Source organism: Pseudomonas sp. NFACC51 (genome assembly GCF_900103575.1).
GTDB classification, from domain to species: domain Bacteria; phylum Pseudomonadota; class Gammaproteobacteria; order Pseudomonadales; family Pseudomonadaceae; genus Aquipseudomonas; species Aquipseudomonas fluorescens_Q.
The window spans coordinates 82,011-104,420 of sequence record NZ_FMXH01000022.1 but is presented as its reverse complement, the minus strand read 5'-3'; the positions used below and the strand labels follow the sequence as shown (position 1 = coordinate 104,420).

The 22,410-nt window shown below is 60.9% G+C and carries 19 protein-coding genes; 10 read left to right on the top strand and 9 right to left on the bottom strand.

Annotated elements, in window-relative coordinates; genetic code table 11:
- Positions 1 to 93 precede the first annotated feature (93 nt).
- Together BLT00_RS29460 and BLT00_RS29455 are read right to left on the bottom strand one after the other, a co-directional pair.
- Complete coding sequence (locus BLT00_RS29460) at positions 94 to 1,218, bottom strand: IS481 family transposase (protein WP_092146064.1); 1,125 nt, start codon at positions 1,216 to 1,218, stop codon at positions 94 to 96.
- A 795-nt stretch (positions 1,219 to 2,013) separates the two neighbouring features.
- The gene (locus BLT00_RS29455) at positions 2,014 to 2,727 is read right to left on the bottom strand and encodes an SIMPL domain-containing protein (protein ID WP_092149050.1); all 714 of its coding nucleotides are present in this window, start codon (positions 2,725 to 2,727) and stop codon (positions 2,014 to 2,016) included.
- A gap of 370 nt (positions 2,728 to 3,097) precedes the next feature.
- On the opposite strand from BLT00_RS29455, the gene BLT00_RS29450 reads away from it, so the two are divergent.
- The 4 genes from BLT00_RS29450 to BLT00_RS29435 all read left to right on the top strand — a co-directional run bounded on the left by BLT00_RS29450 (position 3,098) and on the right by BLT00_RS29435 (position 7,874).
- Complete coding sequence (locus BLT00_RS29450) at positions 3,098 to 4,360, top strand: ATP-binding protein (protein ID WP_092149047.1); 1,263 nt, start codon at positions 3,098 to 3,100, stop codon at positions 4,358 to 4,360.
- Positions 4,353 to 4,913, top strand: coding sequence for a response regulator transcription factor (locus BLT00_RS29445; RefSeq protein ID WP_003177957.1), 561 nt, complete (start codon positions 4,353 to 4,355; stop codon positions 4,911 to 4,913). The genes BLT00_RS29450 and BLT00_RS29445 overlap by 8 nt, the downstream gene beginning before the upstream one ends.
- Positions 4,914 to 5,164: 251 nt before the next feature.
- Positions 5,165 to 6,892 (top strand): ABC transporter ATP-binding protein/permease, encoded by a 1,728-nt coding sequence (locus tag BLT00_RS29440; RefSeq protein WP_063322938.1) that lies wholly within the window; start codon positions 5,165 to 5,167, stop codon positions 6,890 to 6,892.
- A 235-nt stretch (positions 6,893 to 7,127) separates the two neighbouring features.
- Entirely contained in the window at positions 7,128 to 7,874 is a 747-nt protein-coding gene (locus tag BLT00_RS29435; protein ID WP_003197797.1) for a FadR/GntR family transcriptional regulator, read from the top strand.
- Positions 7,875 to 8,382: 508 nt separating this feature from the next.
- On the opposite strand, the gene BLT00_RS29430 is transcribed toward BLT00_RS29435, so the two are convergent.
- A complete protein-coding gene (locus BLT00_RS29430) occupies positions 8,383 to 8,742 on the bottom strand; it encodes a hypothetical protein (protein ID WP_092149044.1) in 360 nt (119 codons plus the stop codon).
- Between the two features lie 369 nt (positions 8,743 to 9,111).
- Between BLT00_RS29430 and kdgD the strand changes: the two genes are divergently transcribed.
- The 6 genes from kdgD to BLT00_RS29400 all read left to right on the top strand — a co-directional run bounded on the left by kdgD (position 9,112) and on the right by BLT00_RS29400 (position 16,864).
- Positions 9,112 to 10,023, top strand: coding sequence for a 5-dehydro-4-deoxyglucarate dehydratase (kdgD, locus tag BLT00_RS29425; RefSeq protein WP_063322936.1), 912 nt, complete (start codon positions 9,112 to 9,114; stop codon positions 10,021 to 10,023).
- 193 nt (positions 10,024 to 10,216) lie between these two features.
- Positions 10,217 to 11,662 (top strand): aldehyde dehydrogenase family protein, encoded by a 1,446-nt coding sequence (locus BLT00_RS29420; protein WP_092149042.1) that lies wholly within the window; start codon positions 10,217 to 10,219, stop codon positions 11,660 to 11,662.
- An 85-nt stretch (positions 11,663 to 11,747) separates the two neighbouring features.
- Entirely contained in the window at positions 11,748 to 13,112 is a 1,365-nt protein-coding gene (locus tag BLT00_RS29415; protein ID WP_072341209.1) for an MFS transporter, read from the top strand.
- A gap of 13 nt (positions 13,113 to 13,125) precedes the next feature.
- Positions 13,126 to 14,679: a galactarate dehydratase gene (gene garD, locus BLT00_RS29410; protein ID WP_092149040.1), complete on the top strand. Its 1,554-nt coding sequence runs from the start codon at positions 13,126 to 13,128 to the stop codon at positions 14,677 to 14,679.
- Positions 14,680 to 14,874: 195 nt separating this feature from the next.
- A complete protein-coding gene (locus BLT00_RS29405; protein WP_092149038.1) occupies positions 14,875 to 15,816 on the top strand; it encodes an AEC family transporter in 942 nt (313 codons plus the stop codon).
- An 85-nt stretch (positions 15,817 to 15,901) separates the two neighbouring features.
- Positions 15,902 to 16,864, top strand: a complete 963-nt coding sequence (locus BLT00_RS29400) for a DUF4917 family protein (RefSeq protein ID WP_063322931.1) — start codon at positions 15,902 to 15,904, stop codon at positions 16,862 to 16,864.
- Positions 16,865 to 17,052: 188 nt separating this feature from the next.
- Here the strand turns inward: BLT00_RS29400 and BLT00_RS29395 are convergent, their stop codons facing one another.
- From BLT00_RS29395 to gatC, 6 genes are all read right to left on the bottom strand, one after another.
- Positions 17,053 to 17,433, bottom strand: coding sequence for a carboxymuconolactone decarboxylase family protein (locus tag BLT00_RS29395; RefSeq protein WP_092149036.1), 381 nt, complete (start codon positions 17,431 to 17,433; stop codon positions 17,053 to 17,055).
- Complete coding sequence (locus tag BLT00_RS29390) at positions 17,430 to 18,491, bottom strand: calcium/sodium antiporter (RefSeq protein WP_063322929.1); 1,062 nt, start codon at positions 18,489 to 18,491, stop codon at positions 17,430 to 17,432. The genes BLT00_RS29395 and BLT00_RS29390 overlap by 4 nt, the downstream gene beginning before the upstream one ends.
- 49 nt (positions 18,492 to 18,540) lie before the next feature.
- The gene (locus BLT00_RS29385; RefSeq protein WP_092149034.1) at positions 18,541 to 18,918 is read right to left on the bottom strand and encodes a septal ring lytic transglycosylase RlpA family protein; all 378 of its coding nucleotides are present in this window, start codon (positions 18,916 to 18,918) and stop codon (positions 18,541 to 18,543) included.
- Positions 18,919 to 19,103: 185 nt separating this feature from the next.
- Positions 19,104 to 20,549, bottom strand: coding sequence for an Asp-tRNA(Asn)/Glu-tRNA(Gln) amidotransferase subunit GatB (gene gatB / locus BLT00_RS29380; protein ID WP_063322927.1), 1,446 nt, complete (start codon positions 20,547 to 20,549; stop codon positions 19,104 to 19,106).
- Between the two features lie 10 nt (positions 20,550 to 20,559).
- On the bottom strand, positions 20,560 to 22,011 hold the full coding sequence (gene gatA / locus BLT00_RS29375) for an Asp-tRNA(Asn)/Glu-tRNA(Gln) amidotransferase subunit GatA (protein ID WP_092149032.1): 1,452 nt from the start codon (positions 22,009 to 22,011) through the stop codon (positions 20,560 to 20,562).
- Between the two features lie 16 nt (positions 22,012 to 22,027).
- Positions 22,028 to 22,315, bottom strand: coding sequence for an Asp-tRNA(Asn)/Glu-tRNA(Gln) amidotransferase subunit GatC (gatC, locus tag BLT00_RS29370; protein ID WP_003197816.1), 288 nt, complete (start codon positions 22,313 to 22,315; stop codon positions 22,028 to 22,030).
- Between the last annotated feature and the right edge of the window lie 95 nt (positions 22,316 to 22,410).

The window sequence follows — 22,410 nt, the reverse complement described above, 5'->3', positions numbered from 1 at the left end:
ACTTAGGGTTCCGCCCTGACGGCGGGTCACTTTCGAAAAGCGTGTACGGACCGGACACATGGTTGACACCTGTGCGGAGACATAGTGGACACATTATGCGCCGTAGTCAGGGTTATTCACGTCGAAGGTCCGTAAGAAGTGATGGCAGAAATAGACGTCAAACAAGCCATCGCTTTCAGCGTTAGGGCGTATTGCGATGTGCTGTCCTACCAGTCCTTTGGCGATGCTGAAGTAGCGTTTCTGGAAGCGAAATCGACTGTGATACACCTTGGCCAACACATCATCCGGGCCATATTCAAACTCTGACAGTTGCTGCGGATACGCCCAGGGGCTGCTCCGATAGCGGTCCATAGGCACCTTGTAGCCCAGCGCCTGATGGGGGCGCTGCAGGTTATAAACCTCACGCCATCGATCAAAAGCCGATTGAGCGTCCATTAGCGTGGAAAAATGACGCCCATCCAGCACTTCTGCTTTGAGCGAGCGGTGGAAACGTTCGATCTTTCCATTGGTTTGAGGATGGCGAGGACGGCTGAAACTGATCCGGATCCCCAGGCGAATCAGCCAGATACTCAGCTCTGTCACTTCACCCGGATTGCGTGGCGAGCCCCAGGGTGGGCCGTTATCGACGTTGATACGCGCCGGCAAGCCATAGCGTTGGAAAACCTCGATCATCCTCTCCTTCACCGTGGCTCCCCGTTCGTTGTCACAAGCCTCAATGGCTAGGCTGAACCGAGAATGATCGTCCAGCAGGGTCAGGGGATGGCACCGACCTTGTTGCAGCGCAAAATGCCCTTTGAAATCCATCTGCCAAAGATCATTAGGCGCGTCGTGTTCAAATCTCAGCGTTGCCGATTGCTCTCTCTGAGAGGGCTGGATCAGGCCGTGCCGGTGCAAGACATTGGTGACGGTGCTGGGGGCGATACGTTTTTCCAACAGGCTGCTAATCGTGCGTCCGCCCCATGCCGGATGGGCCAGCCTAAGGGCCACGACTTGCGCCTCCATGGCGACCTGCGTCAGTTTGGGGCTGGTCGCGGGTCTGCGAGATTTCTCTTGCAGACCAGGCTGACCATGCGCCTTGTAGCGATCTAGCCACTTGTAGGCTGTTTGCGGGCTGATACCGAATCTTCGACACAGCTCACGTTTATTGCTGCCGGGTTGCCGTGCTAAGGCAACGAACTCTTCTTTCAGGCTCATGGCATCTCTCGTAGTCCAGGGCATGATGGCTTTCCGGCGAAATTGGCTCGCTGGAAAGTGTCAACCATGTCCCCGCACACCCGTCAACCATGTGTCCGGTCCGTACAAAAAGCGCGAAAGTAACCAAAGCGCTTTAGCCCCACCACTCGGTGCCTCGCCTAGGCTCGGCATGCCCTCACTCCGGCATTGCTCCGTGGGCCCGCTGCGAAGGGCCATCCATGGCCCAGCGCAGCTATCCCGGCATCCATGCCGGGATGCCCACTCCACAATGCCTGCGTTCGGCCAGCGTGGTTAACGGGGCGCCGAGATCAACGTCCACCGCGAGGCGGCCTGATAGCCGGCCTGGTTCCCACGGTCGTACTCCGATCCAATTTGTGGGAGCGGGCTCGCCCGCGAAGGCGGCTTGAAAGCCCAAGTGTGAAATCTGAGCATTTCATACCTAAGGAAAATATTTTGACTTTTCAAGGTGGTCGAATTTGTCGCTGTCCACATTCCATAAAACGTGGACAGCTTTCTCGCGCTGTTTTTGGAAATGTCAAAAACTATTCTGCGAATCCGTTTCTGAGAAAGAACCCTGCGGAGGTTGAGGCAATACGCCTCTGCTCAGCTGAACACCAACCCCGTGGCGAGGGAGCTTGCTCCCGCTGGGGCGCGAAGCGGCCCTAAAAGCAGCGACTCCATTCATCTGACACAACGCGGCGCCGGGGTTGGGTCTGCTGCGCAGCCCAGCGGGAGCAAGCTCCCTCGCCACGGGGAGCGCCGATGCTGGAGGTTAGCGTTCAGCCAGCAGAGAACTGGCTGAGCCGCTGCCCATCATTACTACATCGACACCTCAACCACCCCATCCGCCGTCATGGTCACCTTGCTGGTGCCCGCTTCCACGTCAGGCGTCACGGACTCCGCATCCATGGACGCGCCTTTCATCATCATTTGCGGGCGCATGAACGGTTGTGGATAACCGTTGGTATTGAAGTTCAGGTTGACGATCTTGTAACCCTTGCCGCCCAGGGCCTCGGTGGCCAACTGGGCGCGGGCCTTGAAGGCGTTGACGGCGTCTTTGAGCAGGGCGTCTTCGCTGCCCTGGCGGGTGGCGGTGGCGATGGCGAAGTCCATGCCGCCCATTTTCATGTCGCCCAGCAGCTCGCCGGTGAGTTTGGACAGGGCGGCGAAGTCTGCGCTTTCCAGGCGCAGTTCGGCGCGTTCACGCCAGCCGGTGATTTTCTGGCCCTTGTTGTCGTAGATTGGGTAGCTGTTACGGCTGCCTTGGCGCAGGGTAATGCCCTTGACCTCTTTGGCCTGGCCGATGGCTTTGTTCACCGTAGTGCTGACAGCGGCGGCGAGTTTGGCCGGGTCGGTGTTCTGTTCTTCGGTGTAGAGGGTCACGATCATCAGGTCGCGGGCCACTTCCTGGCTGACTTCGGCGCGCAGGGATATCTGGTTGTAGTGCAGCTCATCGGCGGCCAGGGCCGGCAGGCTGGCGAGGGTGCCGAGGCTGAGGGCAAGCAGGGCAGCGGGGCGACTGAACGTGTGCATGAAAGCTCCTTGGGATGAGGCGCAGGGGTGATGTCCGGGCCTGCGTGAAGGATAAGACTCTAGCTTTTATGGGTGGGTTCGCACAGTTACAACTTCTATACAGATACCTGAAGCCAATGAAGATCCCCTGTGGCGAGGGAGCTTGCTCCCGCTGGGCTGCGCAGCAGACCCAAACCTGACACCTCGGTGTGTCAGACAGATTGAGTCGCTGCTGTTGGGGCCGCTTCGCGGCCCAGCGGGAGCAAGCTCCCTCGCCACAGGGGGAAAGGTGACATTTGGAACTGTGGCGCTTTGCCGCATAGCTGCCGCTGCAACCCGCGCCTTGGTTATACTCCGTGCGATTCGCCTGGAGCGCTCATCAGGAGAGCTCATGCTCGCCCCTTTGCAAATGACATCCGCCTCTCGCCAGAACCTCTGGCGCCTGACATTCATCCGCATTCTGGTCCTGGCGGCCCAGGCCGGCTCGGTGGGGCTCGCCTATTGGTTCGACCTGCTGCCGCTGCCCTGGCTGCAACTGGCGATCACCCTGGTCTGTTCCAGTGTGCTCTGCGCGCTGACGGCCGTCCGCCTGCGCACCTCGTGGCCGGTGACCGAGCTTGAATACGCCGTGCAACTGGCCTGTGACCTGTTTATCCACAGCGCGCTGCTGTATTTCTCCGGCGGCTCCACCAACCCCTTCGTCTCTTATTACCTGGTGCCGCTGACCATCGCCGCGGTGACGTTGCCGTGGCGCTATTCGCTGATTCTTTCCGGTATCGCCCTGGCGCTGTATACCTTGTTGCTGGCGCGGTTCTACCCGCTGGAAACCTTTCCCATCGCTCGGGAAAACCTGCAGATCTACGGCATGTGGCTGAGTTTCGCCCTGGCCGCGGCAGTCATTACGTTTTTTGCGGCTCGCATGGCCGAGGAGCTGCGCCGCCAGGAAGAACTGCGGGCCATTCGCCGTGAAGAGGGCCTGCGGGACGAGCAATTGCTGGCCGTGGCGACCCAGGCCGCCGGTGCCGCCCATGAATTGGGCACGCCGCTGGCGACCATGAGCGTGCTGCTCAAGGAGATGCGCCAGGATCATCATGATCCAGCATTGCAGGAAGATCTCAGCGTGTTGCAGGATCAGGTCAAGCTCTGCAAGGAAACGCTGCAATACTTGGTACGCGCGGCCGAGGCCAACCGCCGGCTGGACATCGACATGCAAGCAGTCACCTTCTGGCTCGACGATGCCCTGAACCGCTGGCACCTGATGCGCCCGGAAGCCAGTTATCGCTTCCAATGCCTGGGCAAGGGCGTGGTACCGCGCATGGCGCCGCCGCCGGACCTGACCCAGGCGCTGCTGAACCTGCTGAACAACGCCGCCGACGCTTGCCCCGAAGGGCTGGAAGTGGCGTTGGATTGGAATGCCTATGAGCTGACCATCAGTATTCGCGACCACGGCGCCGGTGTGCCGCTGGCGATTGCCGAGCAGATCGGCAAGCCGTTCTATACCACCAAGGGCAAAGGTTTCGGCCTGGGCCTGTTTTTGAGCAAAGCCAGCGTGACACGCGCCGGCGGCTCGGTGAAACTCTACCCCCATGAGGAAGGCGGCACGCTCACCGAGCTGCGCCTGCCCCATGCCGACCGAGGAGACGAATATGAGTGACGAGATCCAAGTCGACGGCGAAGAACTGCCGCACCTGTTGCTGGTGGATGACGACGCCACGTTCACCCGCGTGATGGCCCGGGCCATGTCCCGTCGCGGTTTTCGCGTCAGCACCGCAGGTTCTGCCGAAGAAGGCCTGACCATCGCCCAGGCCGACCTGCCGGACTACGCCGCCCTGGACTTGAAAATGGACGGCGATTCGGGATTGGTGCTGCTGCCCAAGCTGCTGGAGCTGGACCCGGAGATGCGCGTGGTGATCCTCACCGGTTATTCGAGCATCGCCACCGCGGTCGAGGCCATCAAGCGCGGTGCCTGCAATTACCTGTGCAAACCGGCGGACGCCGATGATGTACTGGCGGCGCTGTTGTCCGAGCACGCCGACCTCGACACCCTGGTGCCGGAAAACCCCATGTCGGTGGATCGCCTGCAGTGGGAGCACATCCAGCGGGTGCTGACCGAGCACGAAGGCAATATCTCCGCGACGGCCCGAGCCCTGGGCATGCACCGGCGGACCTTGCAGCGCAAATTGCAAAAGCGACCCGTGCGTCGCTGAACCTGCGCTGAACGAATGCTGTCCACCCTCGCGACACATCGGGCCGTTGCTTTATGATCGGCCCCAGCGTCATGTATCACAAATACTGTTCCTTTTTGACGGCGTCTGTTGCCGTCATGCTGCGTTGCCGCTCCTCGCCATAGCGGGCTATGACTCGTCGCGGCGCCTTGCCTGACGACAACAGCCACTCGTCAAAAAGAAACGTATTTGCGAAACATGACACTAGTTCTTTTCCCTATTGAGCCTTAACCATGAATCAGAACGCTGAATATTCCGCGGTCAATGACGCGGTGCGCGGCCAGTTTTTCCGCCGTGTCTGGCAAATGACCACGCCGTACTGGCGCAGTGAGGAGAAGGGCAAGGCCTGGACGCTGTTGATCGCCGTCATCGCACTCTCGCTGTTCAGCGTGGCGATCTCGGTGTGGGTCAACAGTTGGTACAAGGATTTCTACAACGCCCTGCAGGAGAAGAACAGCGCGGCGTTCTGGCAGTTGATCCTGTACTTCTGTGGTATCGCGGCGGTGGCGATCCTGGGCGCCGTTTATCGCTTGTACCTCACGCAGATGCTCACCATCCGCTGGCGGGCCTGGCTCACCGAGCAGCATTTCGCCCGTTGGCTCAGTGACAAGAACTATTACCGGCTGGAGCAGGGCGGCTACACCGATAACCCGGACCAGCGGATTTCCGAAGACCTCAACAGTTTCACCACCAACACCCTGAGCCTGGGCTTGGGATTGCTGCGCACCGTGGTCAGCCTGGTGTCGTTCTCGATCATTTTGTGGGGCGTGTCGGGCAGCATCGAGGTGCTCGGCTACACCATCCCGGGCTACATGTTCTGGTGTGCACTGGTGTATGCGGCGGTGGGCAGTTGGCTGACGCACCTGATCGGCCGACGCCTGATCGGTCTGAACAACAACCAGCAACGCTTCGAAGCCGACCTGCGTTTTTCCATGGTACGGGTGCGTGAAAACGCCGAGAGCATTGCGCTGTACAACGGCGAGCCGAACGAGAACCGTCGCCTGAGCGGGCGTTTCGGCCTGGTCTGGCACAACTTCTGGGACATCATGCGGGTGTCCAAGCGCTTGACGTTCTTCACCTCCGGCTACGGCCAGATCGCGATCATCTTCCCGTTCATCGTCGCCGCGCCGCGTTATTTCGCCGGCAAGATCCAATTGGGCGAGCTCATGCAGATCAACTCGGCGTTCGGCAATGTGCAGGAGAACTTCAGCTGGTTCATCAGCGCCTACGCCGACCTCGCCGCGTGGCGCGCCACCTGCGATCGTCTGCTGAGTTTCCGCCAGGCCATGAGCGACAACGAAGACCGCGTGCCGGCCATTGACGTACAAAACCAGGGCGATGGGTTGAAGGTTCAGCACTTGGGGTTGGACTTGGCCGATGGTCGCCATCTGCTCGATAACGCCGACATGACCGTGGAACCGGGCGAGCGGGTGATGCTCAGTGGCCGTTCGGGCAGTGGTAAATCGACCCTGCTGCGGGCGATGGGGCATCTGTGGCCGGCGGGGCACGGGACGATCCGGCTTCCGGCCGCGCGTTACCTGTTCCTGCCGCAGAAGCCTTATCTACCGATTGGCAGCCTGCGTGAGGTATTGAGTTATCCACAGGCCGGCGATATCTACCCCAACGAACGTTATGTCCAGGTGCTGGAAACCTGCCGCCTGCCGCACCTGATTGCGCGGCTGGATGAAAGCAACCACTGGCAGCGCATGCTCTCGCCCGGCGAGCAACAACGCCTGGCCTTTGCCCGTGCATTGCTTTATGCACCGCAATGGTTGTACATGGACGAAGCCACGTCGGCGATGGATGAAGAAGACGAAGCCACGCTGTACCAGGCGCTGATCGACCAGTTGCCGGGTTTGAGCATTGTCAGCGTTGGCCACCGAAGCAGTTTGAAACGTTTCCATCCGCGACATGTGCGTATCGAAAATGGCCAACTGGTGGAGCGCACTGTGACCGCTTGATGACCATCGCCGAACATTGTTGTGGCGAGGGGATTTATCCCCGCGGGGCTGCGTAGCAGCCCCTTGATTGGTCTGGATTGGGGCCTGTGATTTGATGGGGCGCTTTGCGCCCAACGGGGATAAATCCCCTCGCCACAACGGTCATCCTCAACGAGGGCTGTCCGGTGGGACGGTGATCGTACAACCACGTTGCGCTATGATGTTGCCATTCAGCCGTTTACCGAGACACAGCCCCATGGAAAACCCGATCGAAGTACCACGCTTTCCCCGCAAGCGCCGCAGCCTGGCGCAGGAGCTGGTGACGGTGTTGACCGAGCAGATTCGCGACGGCCTGCTCAAGCGCGGCGATAAATTGCCCACCGAGTCGGCGATCATGGAAGCCCATGGTGTCAGCCGAACCGTGGTGCGCGAGGCGATTTCCCGCTTGCAGGCGGCCGGCCAGGTGGAAACCCGCCATGGCATCGGCACTTTCGTGCTGGACACGCCGAGCCCGAGCGGTTTTCGCATCGACCCGGCCACCGTGGTCACCTTGCGTGACGTGCTGGCGATCCTGGAGTTGCGCATCAGCCTGGAAGTGGAATCCGCCGGGTTGGCGGCGCAGCGGCGCAGCGACGAGCAACTGGCCGCCATGCGCGCCGCCCTCGACGCCTTGAACGAAAGCGCCGCCCACGCCAGCGATGCGGTGGCCTCGGACTTCGCCTTCCACCTGGAAATCGCCCTGTCCACCGGCAACCGCTACTTCACCGACATCATGACCCACCTGGGCACCAGCATCATTCCGCGTACCCGGGTGAACTCGGCGCGCCTGGCCCACGATGACCAGCAGCGCTACATGAACCGCCTGAGCCGTGAGCACGAGGAGATCTACGACGCCATCGCCCGCCAGGACTCCGAGGCGGCGCGTGCGGCCATGCGTTTGCACCTGACCAACAGCCGTGAAAGGCTGCGCCAGGCCCATGAAGAGGCGCAGGCGCAGGGCTGAAGACGCTGGTGACAGGATGCTTTTGTGGCGAGGGAGCTTGCTCCCACTGGGCCGCGCAGCAGCCCCTCTCAAGCTCACTCAATCAACCTGATCCACCGTGTCGCCGGGTTCTAGGGCCGCTTCGCGGCCCAGCGGGAGCAAGCTCCCTCGCCACGGGGAATTGGGTACGGCGTGGGTTAAGGGAATGCCTCGAATCAGTGTCAGATTCAAGAGCAAATCGGTTGGTCGAGCGGGATGCTTTTGAGCTTTTGAGCTTTTGAGCTTTTGAGCTTTTGAGCTTTTGAGCTTTTGAGCTTTTGTGGCGAGGGAGCTTGCTCCCGCTGGGCTGCGCAGCAGCCCCCTCTCAAACTCACTCAATCAACCTGATCCACCGCGTCGCCGGGCTCTAGGGCCGCTGCGCGCCCCAGCGGGAGCAAGCTCCCTCGCCACAAAAAGCATCCCCTCGGCAAAGAGAGCGGTGTCCGGTTTTCGATCTGTTTGCCTGTCTGACAAATCGTAGGCGCCAATCCTACGCACTGATCCGCAACATTTGCGGCTCGGATATATCGCTGTCCCTACCGCTCTCGTAACTCACCACGTAACGAAGCTCAACCAATTGGCCGACGTAAGCTGTCAAGTCGACATGGGTTAGCGTCACTGTCACCCCCTTGCGTGGCGTACCTTCCTCGCCGGCGGTCAGAGATGTAAACGCGCCTACCGAAGTTGGATGTGTCGAGCCGACGCCCAGAGTCAGTTGGGCGTTCGAGTAGCGGTCGAAATCTGCATCCGGAATTTTCACGGTTAACGTCTTTGTCTTTGACAAGCTGATCGTGACTTCCCCTGTGGCTGGAAAATCCCTGAGCGTCGGTTTCGCATACGTCTTCGCCATGATGTCACTCCTTGTGAGGCGGCCCTGATCGTCGCGTACGGGCGACTCACTTTAAAGGTTTCGGAAAAGGACCACGGCCGGGCGTCGCACGGCCACACTGCCGTTATGCCTTCGTCCCGTAACGTCGCCTACTGACAGAGTTGACAGTCGCGATGAGCGGTCCTGGGCACTCGCCCGCAAGTTTCATTGGCTTTCCAGTTCCGCCAGATGGCCTGATTTACAAGGCTTTGCGAGCGCTCCCCGTGCCCTCACACCTGACAAAAGACGAAATGCAGTTGACGTGTGTATTTTAAGTTGTACGATGACCTACAACTTCTGGCCGAAGCTTAACCATTTCATACACATTTTGCGTCCCAGGGTGTTCGAATAATGAATCCACAAGAACTGAAGTCCATCCTCTCGTCTGGCCTGCTGTCGTTCCCGGTCACCGATTTCACTGCCCAAGGCGATTTCAATCGCGCCAGCTACATCAAGCGTCTCGAGTGGCTGGCCCCGTACGGCGCATCTGCGCTGTTCGCAGCAGGCGGCACCGGTGAATTCTTCTCCCTGGCCGCCAGCGAGTATTCGCAAGTCATCAAGACCGCCGTCGATACCTGCGCCACCAGCGTGCCAATTCTTGCCGGTGTTGGCGGTGCCACTCGCCAGGCCATCGAATACGCTCAAGAAGCCGAGCGCCTGGGTGCCAAGGGCCTGTTGCTGCTGCCGCACTACCTGACCGAAGCCAGCCAGGACGGCGTCGCCGCCCACGTTGAAGCCGTGTGCAAATCGGTGAAAATCGGCGTGGTGGTGTACAACCGCAACGTTTGCCGCCTGAACGCCACTCAGCTGGAACGCCTGGCCGAGCGCTGCCCGAACCTGATCGGTTACAAGGATGGCCTGGGTGATATCGAGCTGATGGTGTCGATCCGTCGTCGCCTCGGCGATCGTTTCAGCTACCTGGGCGGCCTGCCGACCGCTGAAGTCTACGCCGCGGCCTACAAGGCCCTGGGCGTGCCGGTCTACTCCTCGGCGGTGTTCAACTTCATTCCGAAAACCGCGATGGACTTCTACCACGCCATTGCCCGCGACGATCACGAGACCGTCGGCAAAATCATCGACGACTTCTTCCTGCCTTACCTGGACATCCGCAACCGCAAGGCCGGTTACGCGGTGAGCATCGTCAAGGCCGGCGCGAAAATCGTCGGCTACGACGCAGGTCCTGTGCGCACGCCGCTGACCGATCTGCTGCCAGAAGAATACGAAGCCCTGGCCGCGCTGATCGACAAGCAAGGCAAGCAATAACAGACCCGACAAGGCCGCTGAGCAATAAGCGGCTTTTGCGTAAGGCTTGATCGTTCCCACGCTCTGCGTGGGAACGCAGCCAGGGACGCTCTGCGTCCCTTAAGCCGAACGCGGAGTGTCCGTTGAGGCGTTCCCGCGCAACGCGTGGGAATGATCTTGGGACTAGACAGGCTTTTTGTTAGGAGGAGCATCCGTGGCAGATTCAAAGCGTTTCGATAACTACATCAACGGTCAGTGGGTGGCCGGTGCTGACTATTGCACCAACATCAACCCGTCTGACCTGTCCGATGTCATCGGTGAATACGCCAAGGCTGACGCAGCGCAAGTCAATGCCGCCATCGAAGCCGCCCGCGCCGCCTTCCCGGCCTGGTCGACCTCAGGCATCCAGGCCCGTCACGATGCGCTGGACAAAGTCGGCAGCGAGATCCTCGCCCGCCGTGAAGAACTCGGCCAATTGCTGGCCCGGGAAGAGGGCAAGACCCTGCCCGAAGCCATCGGCGAAGTGACCCGCGCCGGTAACATTTTCAAATTCTTCGCCGGTGAATGCCTGCGCCTGTCCGGCGATTACGTGCCGTCAGTGCGCCCAGGCGTCAACGTCGAAGTCACCCGTGAAGCCCTCGGTGTGGTCGGCCTGATCACCCCCTGGAACTTCCCGATCGCCATTCCCGCGTGGAAAATCGCCCCGGCCCTGGCCTACGGCAACTGCGTGGTGATCAAACCCGCCGAATTGGTGCCGGGCTGTGCCTGGGCCTTGGCCGAGATCATTTCCCGCGCCGGTTTCCCGGCCGGTGCGTTCAACCTGGTGATGGGCAGCGGCCGTGTGGTCGGCGACATTCTGGTCAACAGCCCGAAAGTCGACGGCATCAGCTTCACCGGCTCCGTCGGTGTAGGCCGGCAGATCGCGGTCAACTGCGTGTCGCGCCAGGCCAAGGTCCAGTTGGAAATGGGCGGCAAGAACCCGCAGATCATCCTCGACGACGCCGACCTCAAGCAGGCCGTCGAACTGGCGGTGCAGAGCGCGTTCTACTCCACCGGCCAGCGTTGCACGGCCTCGAGCCGCCTAATCGTCACCGCTGGCATTCACGACAAGTTCGTCGAGGCCATGGCCGAGCGCATGCAGTCGATCAAGGTCGGTCATGCCTTGAAGTCCGGCACGGATATCGGCCCGGTGGTTTCCGAAGCCCAGCTCAACCAGGACTTGAAGTACATCGACATCGGCCAGAGCGAAGGTGCGCGGCTGGTCAGCGGTGGTGGCCTGGTGACGTGCGACACCGAAGGTTACTTCCTCGCGCCGACCCTGTTCGCCGACAGCGAAGCCTCGATGCGCATCAGCCGCGAAGAGATCTTCGGCCCGGTGGCCAACGTCGTGCGCGTGGCCGACTACGAGGCGGCGCTGGCGATGGCCAACGACACCGAGTTCGGCTTGTCGGCCGGTATCGCCACCACCTCGCTGAAGTATGCCAACCACTTCAAGCGCCATTCCCAGGCGGGCATGGTGATGGTCAACCTGCCGACTGCCGGCGTGGATTACCACGTGCCGTTCGGCGGGCGCAAAGGTTCGTCCTATGGTTCGCGTGAGCAAGGTCGCTACGCGCAAGAGTTCTACACCGTGGTGAAGACCTCCTACATCGGATCGTAATACGCAACACCGGTCGGCGCCGGGCACAGGTGCCGACCGCACAATTTGATTTCCCGCATAAAAATAAATAGTGGAAGAAGATTACATGCAAGCGACCAAGCCGACACACGTCCGCTATTTGATCCTGCTCATGCTGTTCCTGGTGACGACGATCAACTATGCCGACCGTGCCACCATCGCCATCGCAGGCTCCAGCCTGCAAAAAGACCTCGGCATCGATGCCGTTACCCTCGGTTATATCTTCTCCGCTTTCGGCTGGGCCTACGTGGCTGGGCAGATTCCTGGCGGCTGGCTGCTCGACCGTTTCGGGTCGAAAAAAATCTATGCCTTGAGCATTTTCACCTGGTCGCTGTTCACCGTGCTGCAAGGCTATGTCGGTGAATTCGGCATGTCCACGGCCGTGGTTGCACTGTTCATGCTGCGCTTCCTGGTTGGGCTGGCCGAAGCGCCGTCCTTCCCGGGCAACGCACGGATCGTCGCCGCCTGGTTCCCCACCGCAGAACGCGGCACCGCCTCGGCGATTTTCAACTCGGCGCAGTATTTCGCCACGGTGCTGTTCGCACCGCTGATGGGCTGGATCGTCTACCGTTTCGGTTGGCAGCACGTGTTCATCGTGATGGGCGTGATCGGCATCGTGTTCTCGCTGATCTGGCTGAAAGTGATCTACAGCCCGCGCCAGCACCCGATGATCAACGAAGCCGAGTTCAATCACATCGCCGCCAACGGCGCGATGGTCGACATGGACCAGGACAAGGGCAAGGAAAAGAAAGCCGACGGTCCGAAGTGGGATTACATCCGTCAACTGCTGACCAACCGCATGATGCTCGGCGTGTACTTGGGCCAATACTGCATCAACGGCATCACTTACTTCTTCCTGACCTGGTTCCCGGTGTATCTGGTGCAGGAACGCGGCATGACCATCCTCAAGGCCGGTTTCATCGCGTCCTTGCCGGCGATCTGCGGTTTCATCGGCGGTGTGCTCGGCGGGGTGATTTCCGATTACCTGCTGCGCAAGGGCCATTCGCTGACCTTCGCCCGCAAGGCGCCGATCATCGCGGGCCTGCTGGTGTCCAGCAGCATCGTGGCCTGCAACTACGTTGATATCGAATGGATGGTGGTGGGCTTCATGGCCCTGGCTTTCTTCGGTAAAGGCGTGGGCGCACTGGGCTGGGCCGTGGTGTCTGATACCTCGCCAAAACAGATCGCCGGCCTGAGCGGTGGCCTGTTCAACACCTTTGGTAACCTGGCGTCGATCACCACCCCGATCGTCATCGGCTACATCATCAGCGCCACCGGTTCGTTCAAGTGGGCACTGGTGTTCGTCGGTTGCAACGCGCTGGTGGCGGTGTTCAGCTACCTGGTCATCGTTGGGCCGATCAAGCGTGTGGTGCTCAAGGAACCAACGGCCAAGGATGCCGGCATCTCCAGCCTGTCTGAAGCGAAATCCTGAAGGAGCGGCGTCAATGCAACTGATTGAACATGCCGACTCGCCGCGTTACATCCGCCTGCACGAGCGGGACAACGTGGTGATCGTCGTCAATGACCAAGGCGTACCGGCCGGGACCGAGTTCCCGGACGGCCTGGTTACCGTGGACTTTGTCCCCCAGAGCCACAAGGTCACCCTGGAAGATATTCCCCAGGGGGGCGAGGTGATTCGCTACGGCCAGGTCATTGGCTACGCGCTGCAACCGATTCCCTGTGGCAGTTGGGTCAAGGAAGACCAGTTGCGCATGCCCACCGCGCCGCCGCTGGACAGCTTGCCGCTGTCCACCGATGTGCCGGTGGCCGATGCGCCGTTGGAGGGCTACACCTTCGAGGGCTACCGCAACGCCGACGGCACTGTCGGTACGCGCAATATCCTGGGCATCACCACCACGGTGCAGTGCGTGACCGGGGTGCTGGACCACGCGGTCAAGCGCATCAAGGACGAATTGCTGCCCAAGTACCCGAACGTCGACGACGTGGTGGCGCTGACCCACAGTTACGGCTGTGGCGTGGCGATCACCGCCACCGATGCGTACATCCCGATCCGCACCGTGCGCAACCTGGCGCGCAACCCGAACCTGGGTGGCGAAGCGCTGGTGATCAGCCTGGGCTGCGAGAAATTGCAGGCCGGGCAGGTGATGCACGAAAACGACAGTTCAGTGGACCTCAGCGAGCCGTGGTTGTATCGCTTGCAAGATTCCAGTCACGGTTTCACCGAAATGATCGAGCAGATCATGGAGCTGGCCGAAACCCGCCTGAAGAAACTCGACCAGCGCCGCCGCGAAACCGTGCCGGCGTCGGAGCTGATCCTGGGCATGCAGTGCGGTGGCAGCGATGCGTTTTCCGGCATCACCGCCAACCCGGCGCTCGGCTACGCCTCGGACCTGCTGCTGCGGGCGGGGGCGACGGTGATGTTTTCCGAAGTCACCGAAGTGCGCGATGCGATCTACCTGCTGACCTCCCGGGCGCAAACCCAGGAAGTCGCCCAGGAGCTGGTGCGGGAAATGGACTGGTACGACCGTTACCTGGCCAAGGGCGAAGCCGATCGCAGTGCCAACACCACGCCAGGCAACAAGAAGGGCGGGCTGTCGAACATCGTCGAAAAATCCCTGGGCTCGATCGTCAAGTCTGGCAGCAGCGCGATCAACGGCGTGCTCGGCCCGGGCGAACGCTTCAAGCAAAAGGGCCTGATCTTCTGCGCCACACCGGCCAGCGATTTTGTCTGCGGCACGTTGCAACTGGCGGCGGGGATGAACCTGCACGTGTTCACCACCGGCCGAGGCACGCCGTACGGCTTGGCGATGGCCCCGGTAGTGAAAGTCTCGACCCGCACCGAACTGGCCCAGCGCTGGCCGGACCTGATCGACATCGATGCCGGTCGCATCGCCACTGGACGCGCGACCATCGAGGAACTGGGTTGGGAGCTGTTCCACTACTACCTGGACGTGGCCAGCGGCAAGAAGCAAACCTGGGCCGAGCGGCACAAGTTGCACAACGACATCACGTTGTTCAACCCGGCGCCGATTACCTGACCTAGTGTTGTCGTTGATCGTTCCCACGCTCCGCGGGGGAATGCCTCTGCGGACGCTCCGCGTTCGGATCTTGGGACGCGGAGCGTCCTTGGCTGCATTCCCACGCAGAGCGTGGGAACGATCAGTTCACCAGACGCCAGTGCCGTGAGTGGCTTATCATTAGCCACCTAACGACACCCCTCTCAAGGTCCCGGCATGCTGGCAATTTTCCTCGAAACCCTGAACATCACCGCGCCGGTGTTTGCCATGCTGTTTTTGGGGGTGTTGCTCAAGCGCATCAACTGGATCAACGATAACTTCATCCACATCGCCTCGTCCCTGGTGTTCAACGTCACCATGCCGGCGCTGTTGTTCCTCGGCATCCTCCATGCCGACCTGCATGCGGCGTTGCAGCCCGACCTGCTGATCTATTTCTCCGTCGCTACCCTGGCAAGTTTCGCCATGGCCTGGGGCTGGGCGATCTGGCGTTGCCCGCGGGAGGATCGCGGCATCTATACCCAGGGTGCGTTTCGCGGCAACAACGGCGTGATTGGCTTGGCGTTGGCGGCGAGCATGTACGGCGACTACGGGATTTCCCTGGGGGCGATCCTCGCGGCGTTGGTGATCCTGTTCTACAACACCTTGTCGACCATCGTGCTGGCGGTCTATAGCCCGGTGATCAAGTCCGATCCGTGGAGCATCTGCAAAAGCGTGATCAGCAATCCGCTGATCATCAGCGTGATCGTCGCTGCACCGTTCGCTTATTGGCACATCGGCCTGCCGAACTGGTTCGAGACCTCGGCCAAATACCTGTCGCAAATGACCTTGCCCCTGGCGCTGATCTGCATCGGCGGCACGCTGTCGCTGGCGGCGTTGCGCAAGAGCGGCAAGATGGCCCTGAGTTCGAGCCTGGTGAAAATGGTCGGCCTGCCGCTGCTGACCACCCTCGGGGCCTGGCTCTGGGGTTTTCGCGGGGCGGAATTGGGCATCCTGTTCCTGTACTTCGGCAGCCCCACCGCCGCCGCCAGTTACGTCATGGCCCGCGCGGCCGACGGCAATCATGAACTGGCGGCGGCGATCATCGTCATCACCACGCTGATGGCGGCGATTACCACCAACGTGGGGATTTTTGTGTTGCAGTGGGGTGGGTGGATCTAGCCCACGATCTTCTGGATGGTTAAGAGTGGTGGCTCATTGGTATCATTGTGTTGGGAGTTAATCAGACCGACACAAGGAAGACTATATGATCACTTTCGAAGAGGCTTTTTCCTTCGTCGATTACAGCGGCAAGCGTTCCATTTTGTTGGCAAATGGGTTTTCTCAAGCCTGGAACAAAGATGTTTTCAGTTACAAGAGTCTGTTTTCCAGCGCGCACTTCGGCGAAAGGCATCGGGTGATCCGACGTATCTTCGATACGTTCAAAACATATGATTTTGAGAAAGTCATGAAACGGCTGATTGCCGCGGAAGATATCCTCAGGATCTACAATGCCGACCCGGATCTGATTGAAGAGATCAAGGCCGATCAGGAAGCCGTCAAAAACGCTCTGATTGAGGTGATATCGGCCACCCACCCGGAATTGCCTCGTGAAGTGACGGATGAGCAATATGTTTCGGTGAGGAAATTTCTCAAGCCCTTCAGCAATGTGTTCACGCTCAATTATGACTTGTTGTTTTATTGGGCGAGAAACCAGTTTGGTCTCGAGCCGGAATATTACACGGACGATGGGTTTCGAGGCGGGCCGTGGGAGGGCCCTGAAACCCAGAATGTTCATTTCCTCCATGGCGGGCTGCACATCTACGACACCCAGGGCGGTATCAGAAAGCACGCGTGTTCGGATCAGGGCGAGTCGATCATTGAGCAAGTGAAATGGAACATGGAAAACAGGAAGTTCCCCACCTTTGTCTCAGAACCTACACATGAGCGAAAGAAGGTCAGAATTCAGCACAACCCCTATCTCAGTTATTGTTTTGAACGATTGGGCCGGTTGCAAGGGGTGTTGTTTATCTATGGGCATTCGTTCGATGACAATGACCGACACATCTTCGATCAGATAAAACAGAGCTCGGTAAGCAAGGTTTTTGTGAGTGTCTACGGCGATAAGGACAGTGAAGACAATGTCTTGCTGAAGGGGCGCGCTCAAGCTTACCTGGGAGCGCACCGGGTGGAATTCTTCCAGGCTGAGAGCGCTCGGATCTGGGGCTAACGGCCGGGCCTCAGGACCCATTCGCGAACAGGTCCGCCTCCACATTATCATTGGCCGTGCGTGTTTAATGTGGGAGCAAGCCCGCTCCCTCATTGGATTTTCAGCAGACACAGAACTCATGTGCACCCGGCTGTGGGAGCGGGCTTGCTCGCGAAGACGACTGACCTGCTACCGCAAGGCTCAGGCCTTTACTCGGGCTTCTGATAAGTATCGATCACTTCCTGCGCCGCCCGAAACGCATCGATCGCCGCCGGCACGCCCGCATACACCGCACAATGCAGCAACGCCTCGCGAATCTCTTCCACCGTACAACCGTTGTTCAGCGCGCCACGCACATGGCCTTTGAGTTCCTGAGGGCACTTGAGGGCGGTGAGGGCGGCCAGGGTGATCAGGCTGCGGGTCTTCAGCGGCAGGCCTTCGCGGCGCCAGACGCTGCCCCAGGCATGTTCGTTGACGAAGTCCTGCAATGGCTGCGTGAACTCGGTGGCGTTGCCCAGGGCGCGGTCGACGAATGCGTCGCCCATGACCTGGCGACGCATGTCCAGGCCGGTCTTTGGAGTGTCGGTCATGGCAAATCCCTCTTGTGGTGTTGGCGGCGCCAGGCGCGCAGGGAGGTGAACAGCAAAAATGCGAGCAGGGCCGGCAGCACATAGAACAGCATCAGCCGTTCCAGTTGGCCGGCCAGGGGCATGCCGGTGGTGAACGACACCACGTGCAGCCCATAGGCCAGGTACAAGCCCAAAAACAGCAGGCCTTCGGCGCGAGTGACGCGGTAGCCGGAATAGAACACCGGCAGGCACAGCACCGCTACGCCGAGCATCACCGGCAGGTCGAAATCCAGGGCGTTCGGTGAGACCGACAGTGGCGTGGGAGCGGCGAGGGCGGTTATCCCCAATACCCCGAGCAGGTTGAACAGGTTGCTGCCGATGACGTTACCCACCGCAATGTCCCGTTGGCCGCGCAGGGCGGCGATCAACGAGGTGGCGAGTTCCGGCAGCGAGGTGCTGACGGCGACGATGGTCAGGCCGATGATGCGCTCCGAAAGCCCCAGGTCCATCGCCACTTCCACCGCTGCGCCCAGCAGCAGGTGGCCGGCGAAAATCAGCATTGCCAGGCCCAGCACGATCATCGCCAGGCTCTTGGGCCACGCCCCTTGCGCCACATCGACACCCACGGGGTGCGGTCGTCCTGAGTGTCGCGATTGGCGCAGCAACAGGCCCAGGTACACCGCCAGGGCCATCAGCAGCAGCACACCGTCCAGTTGCGTCAGTTCCTCATTCCAGGCCAACACGAACACCAGCAGGCTGGCACCGATCATCAATGGGATGTCCAGGCGCACCAATTGGCGCGAGACGCGCAACGGAATGATCAGCGCCGACAACCCGAGGGTGACGAGGATGTTGAAGATGCTGCTGCCGATCACGCTGCCCACAGCGATGTCGGCGTTCTGCGCCATAGTCGCCTGCAGGCTGACGGCCATTTGCGGCGCGCTGCTGCCGAAGGCGACGACGGTCAGGCCGATGATCAGCGGCCGCACTTGCAAGCGAACCGCCAGGCCTATTGCAGCCCGCACCAGCAGCTCGGCGCCGCTGATCAGCAACAACAGGCCACCGAGCAATTCGATCAGGCTGAGCAGCGGTAGGGCGGTAATCAGGGAAATGGCCGGGCTCCGTCTATCAATCGTCGAGGGCTTGCACGCGTACCCGTGCGGTGCCGCTGCGTAGCATGCCCAGTTGCTCGGCTGCTGCGCGGGATACGTCGATCAGACGGTCTCGAGTATACGGACCGCGGTCGTTGATACGGACCACGACGCTGTCGTTATTTTTCAGATTGGTGACTTTCACCCGGGTGCCGAACGGCAACTGGCGATGGGCGGCGGTCAGGCCGTTCTGGTTGAAACGCTCGCCGCTGGCGGTGCGTTTGCCGTGGTGTTTTGCACCGTAATAGGAGGCGACGCCGGTCTGGTCGTAGCCGTGAGGATCGACCGTCCCGCTCTGGCTGGCGCAACCGGCCAGCAGGGACAGCAGGGCGCAGGCGCCGAGGAGACGCTTCATCAAAGGGTTTCCCACATCAGTGTGGTTGTGAGGATCATTGTGGCGAGGGAGCTTGCTCCCGCTGGGCCGCGAAGCGGCCCCCAACAATCTACTGCCGGATACGGGGGGCTGCTGCGCAGCCCAGCGGGAGCAAGCTCCCTCGCCACAGGGGAATGAGCCAGATACAGGTACTGGCTCCATGTCCATCAGCCCTCAAGCTTGCTTTTGAGCAGTTCGTTGACCTGTTGCGGGTTGGCCTTGCCCTTGGAGGCTTTCATGGCCTGGCCGACGAAGAAGCCGAACATCTTGCCGCGCTTGGCTTCGTCTGCCGCGCGGTACTGTTCGACCTGCTCGGCGTTGGCCGCGAGCATTTCATCGAGCACGGCGGAAATGGCGCCGGTATCGGTGACCTGCTTCAGGCCGCGCTTCTCGATGATCTCGTCGGCGCTGCCCTCGCCATTGGCCATGGCTTCGAACACCATCTTGGCGATCTTGCCGGAAATGGTGTTGTCCTTGATCCGCAGCAGCATGCCGCCCAGTTGCTCGGCCGAGACCGGCGACTGGTCGATTTCCAGGCCCTGCTTGTTCAACAGGCTGCCCAATTCCACCATCACCCAGTTGGCCGCCAGCTTGGCGTCGCCACCAATGCTCACGACTTTCTCGAAATAATCGGCCTGTTCGCGGCTAGTGGCCAGGACGTTGGCGTCATAGCTCGACAGCCCGAACTGGGCCTGGAAGCGCTCGCGTTTTTGCGGCGGCAGTTCCGGCAGGGTGGCGCGCACCTCGTCGAGGAACGCGTTCTCGATGACCACCGGCAGCAGGTCCGGGTCGGGGAAGTAACGGTAGTCGTTGGCTTCTTCCTTACTGCGCATCGGACGGGTCTCGTCCTTGTTCGGGTCGTACAGGCGGGTCTGCTGGATGACCTTGCCACCGTCCTCGATCAGTTCGATCTGGCGCTGGATCTCGCTGTTGATCGCCTTCTCGATGAAGCGGAACGAGTTGACGTTCTTGATCTCGCAGCGCGTGCCGAACTCAACCTGGCCTTTAGGCCGGATCGACACGTTGCAGTCGCAGCGCAGCGAGCCTTCGGCCATGTTGCCATCGCAGATGCCCAGGTAGCGCACCAGCGCATGGATCGCCTTGACGTAGGCCACGGCTTCCTTGGCGCTGCGCATGTCCGGCTCGGAAACGATTTCCAGCAGTGGCGTGCCGGCACGGTTCAGGTCGATGCCGGTGGCACCGTTGAATTCTTCGTGCAGGCTCTTGCCGGCGTCTTCTTCCAGGTGCGCCCGGGTGATGCCGACGCGCTTGACCGTGCCGTCTTCCAGGGCGATGTCCAGGTGGCCCTTGCCAACGATCGGCAGTTCCATCTGGCTGATCTGGTAGCCCTTGGGCAGGTCCGGGTAGAAGTAGTTCTTGCGGGCGAACACGTTGTGCTGGCCGATCTCGGCGTCAATCGCCAGGCCGAACATCACCGCCATGCGCACCGCTTCGGCGTTGAGCACCGGCAGCACGCCGGGCATGCCCAGGTCGACCAGGCTGGCCTGGGTGTTGGGCTCGGAGCCGAACGTGGTGGAGCTACCGGAAAAGATTTTCGACCGGGTGGTGAGCTGGGTATGAATCTCCAGCCCGATCACGACTTCCCATTGCATGTGTTTCTCCTCAGAAGCCGGTTGGGGTGCGGGTGTGCCAGTCAGTGTTCAACTGATACTGGTGGGCAACGTTCAACAGGCGGCCTTCCTGGAAATACGGCGCGAGCAACTGCACGCCCACCGGCAGGCCATCGACGAAACCGGCCGGCATGGACAGGCCCGGCAAGCCGGCGAGGTTGGCGGTGATGGTGTAGACGTCTTCCAGGTACTCGGCGACCGGGTCGCTGTTCTTGGCGCCGAGCTTCCAGGCCGGGTTTGGCGTGGTCGGGCCGAGGATGATGTCGACCTCGTTGAAGGCCTCCATGAAGTCGTTTTTCACCAGGCGGCGGATTTTCTGCGCCTTGAGGTAGTAGGCGTCGTAGTAGCCGGCGGACAGCGCATAGGCGCCGACCATGATCCGGCGCTGCACTTCGGCACCGAAGCCTTCGCCACGGGAGCGCTTGTACAGGTCGATCAGGTTTTCCGGGTTCTCGCAGCGATAGCCGAAGCGCACGCCGTCGAAGCGTGACAGGTTCGAGGACGCTTCCGCCGGGGCGATCACGTAGTACGCGGGAATCGCGTGCTGCATGTTCGGCAGGCTGATTTCCTTGATGACCGCGCCGAGCTTCTCCAGCTCCTTGACGCTGTTGTGGACCAGCTCGGCGATGCGCGGGTCGAGGCCGGCGCTGAAGTACTCCTTCGGCACACCGATGCGCAGGCCCTGCAGCGAGCCGTTGAGGCTGGCGCTGTAGTCCGGCACGGGCTCATCGATGCTGGTGGAGTCGTTCGGGTCGAAGCCGGCCATGCCTTGCAGCAGGATCGCGCAGTCTTCGGCGGTGCGCGCCAGCGGGCCGCCCTGGTCGAGGCTGGAGGCGTAGGCGATCATGCCCCAGCGCGAGACGCGACCGTAGGTCGGCTTCAGGCCGGTGAGGTTGGTAAACGCCGCTGGTTGGCGAATCGAACCGCCGGTGTCGGTGGCGGTGGCGGCCGGCAACAGGCGTGCGGCCACGGCGGCGGCGGAACCACCGGACGAACCGCCCGGTACGTGTTCCAGGTTCCACGGGTTTTTCACCGCGCCGTAGTAGCTCGACTCGTTGGCCGAGCCCATGGCGAATTCGTCCATGTTGGTCTTGCCCAGGGTCACGGTGCCGGCGGCGGCCAGCTTGGCGACCACGGTGGCATCGTACGGGGCTTTGAAGTTGTCGAGCATCTTCGAACCGCAGCTGGTGCGGATGCCCTGGGTGCAGAACAAGTCCTTGTGGGCAATCGGCGCACCGAGCAGGGCACCGGTTTCACCATTGGCGCGCCGGGCATCGGCGGCCCTGGCCTGGCTCAGGGCCAGCTCCTGGGTGAGGCTGATGAAGCTGTTGAGCTGCGGGTCAAGCTGGGCGATGCGCGCCAGCAGGACCTGGGTCAGCTCTTCGGAAGAAAACTTTTTATCGGCGAGTCCGCGGGCGATCTCGGCCAGGGTCATGTGATGCATGAGAGGCTCTTTCCCTTTAGTCGATGACTTTCGGAACCAGGTACAGGCCGTTTTCGACCGCTGGTGCGATGGACTGGTAGGCCTCGCGGTGATTGGACTCGGTCACGACGTCGGCGCGCAGGCGCTGGCTGGCTTCCAGTGGGTGTGCCAGTGGTTCGATGCCGTCGGTATTGACCGCCTGCATCTCGTCGACCAGCCCCAGAATGCTGTTCAGGGCAGAAGTGATGTGTGGAAGATCGGCTTCATTGAGGCCCAGACAGGCCAGATGAGCGATTTTTTCCACGTCGGAGCGTTCAAGCGCCATGGGATTCTCCAGTGGAAAACAAAACGGACGCAGTCTGTCCGTGTGTTAGATTGTCGGAACACTACCGCATTTCTACGGCCCTAGTGCCCTGTATC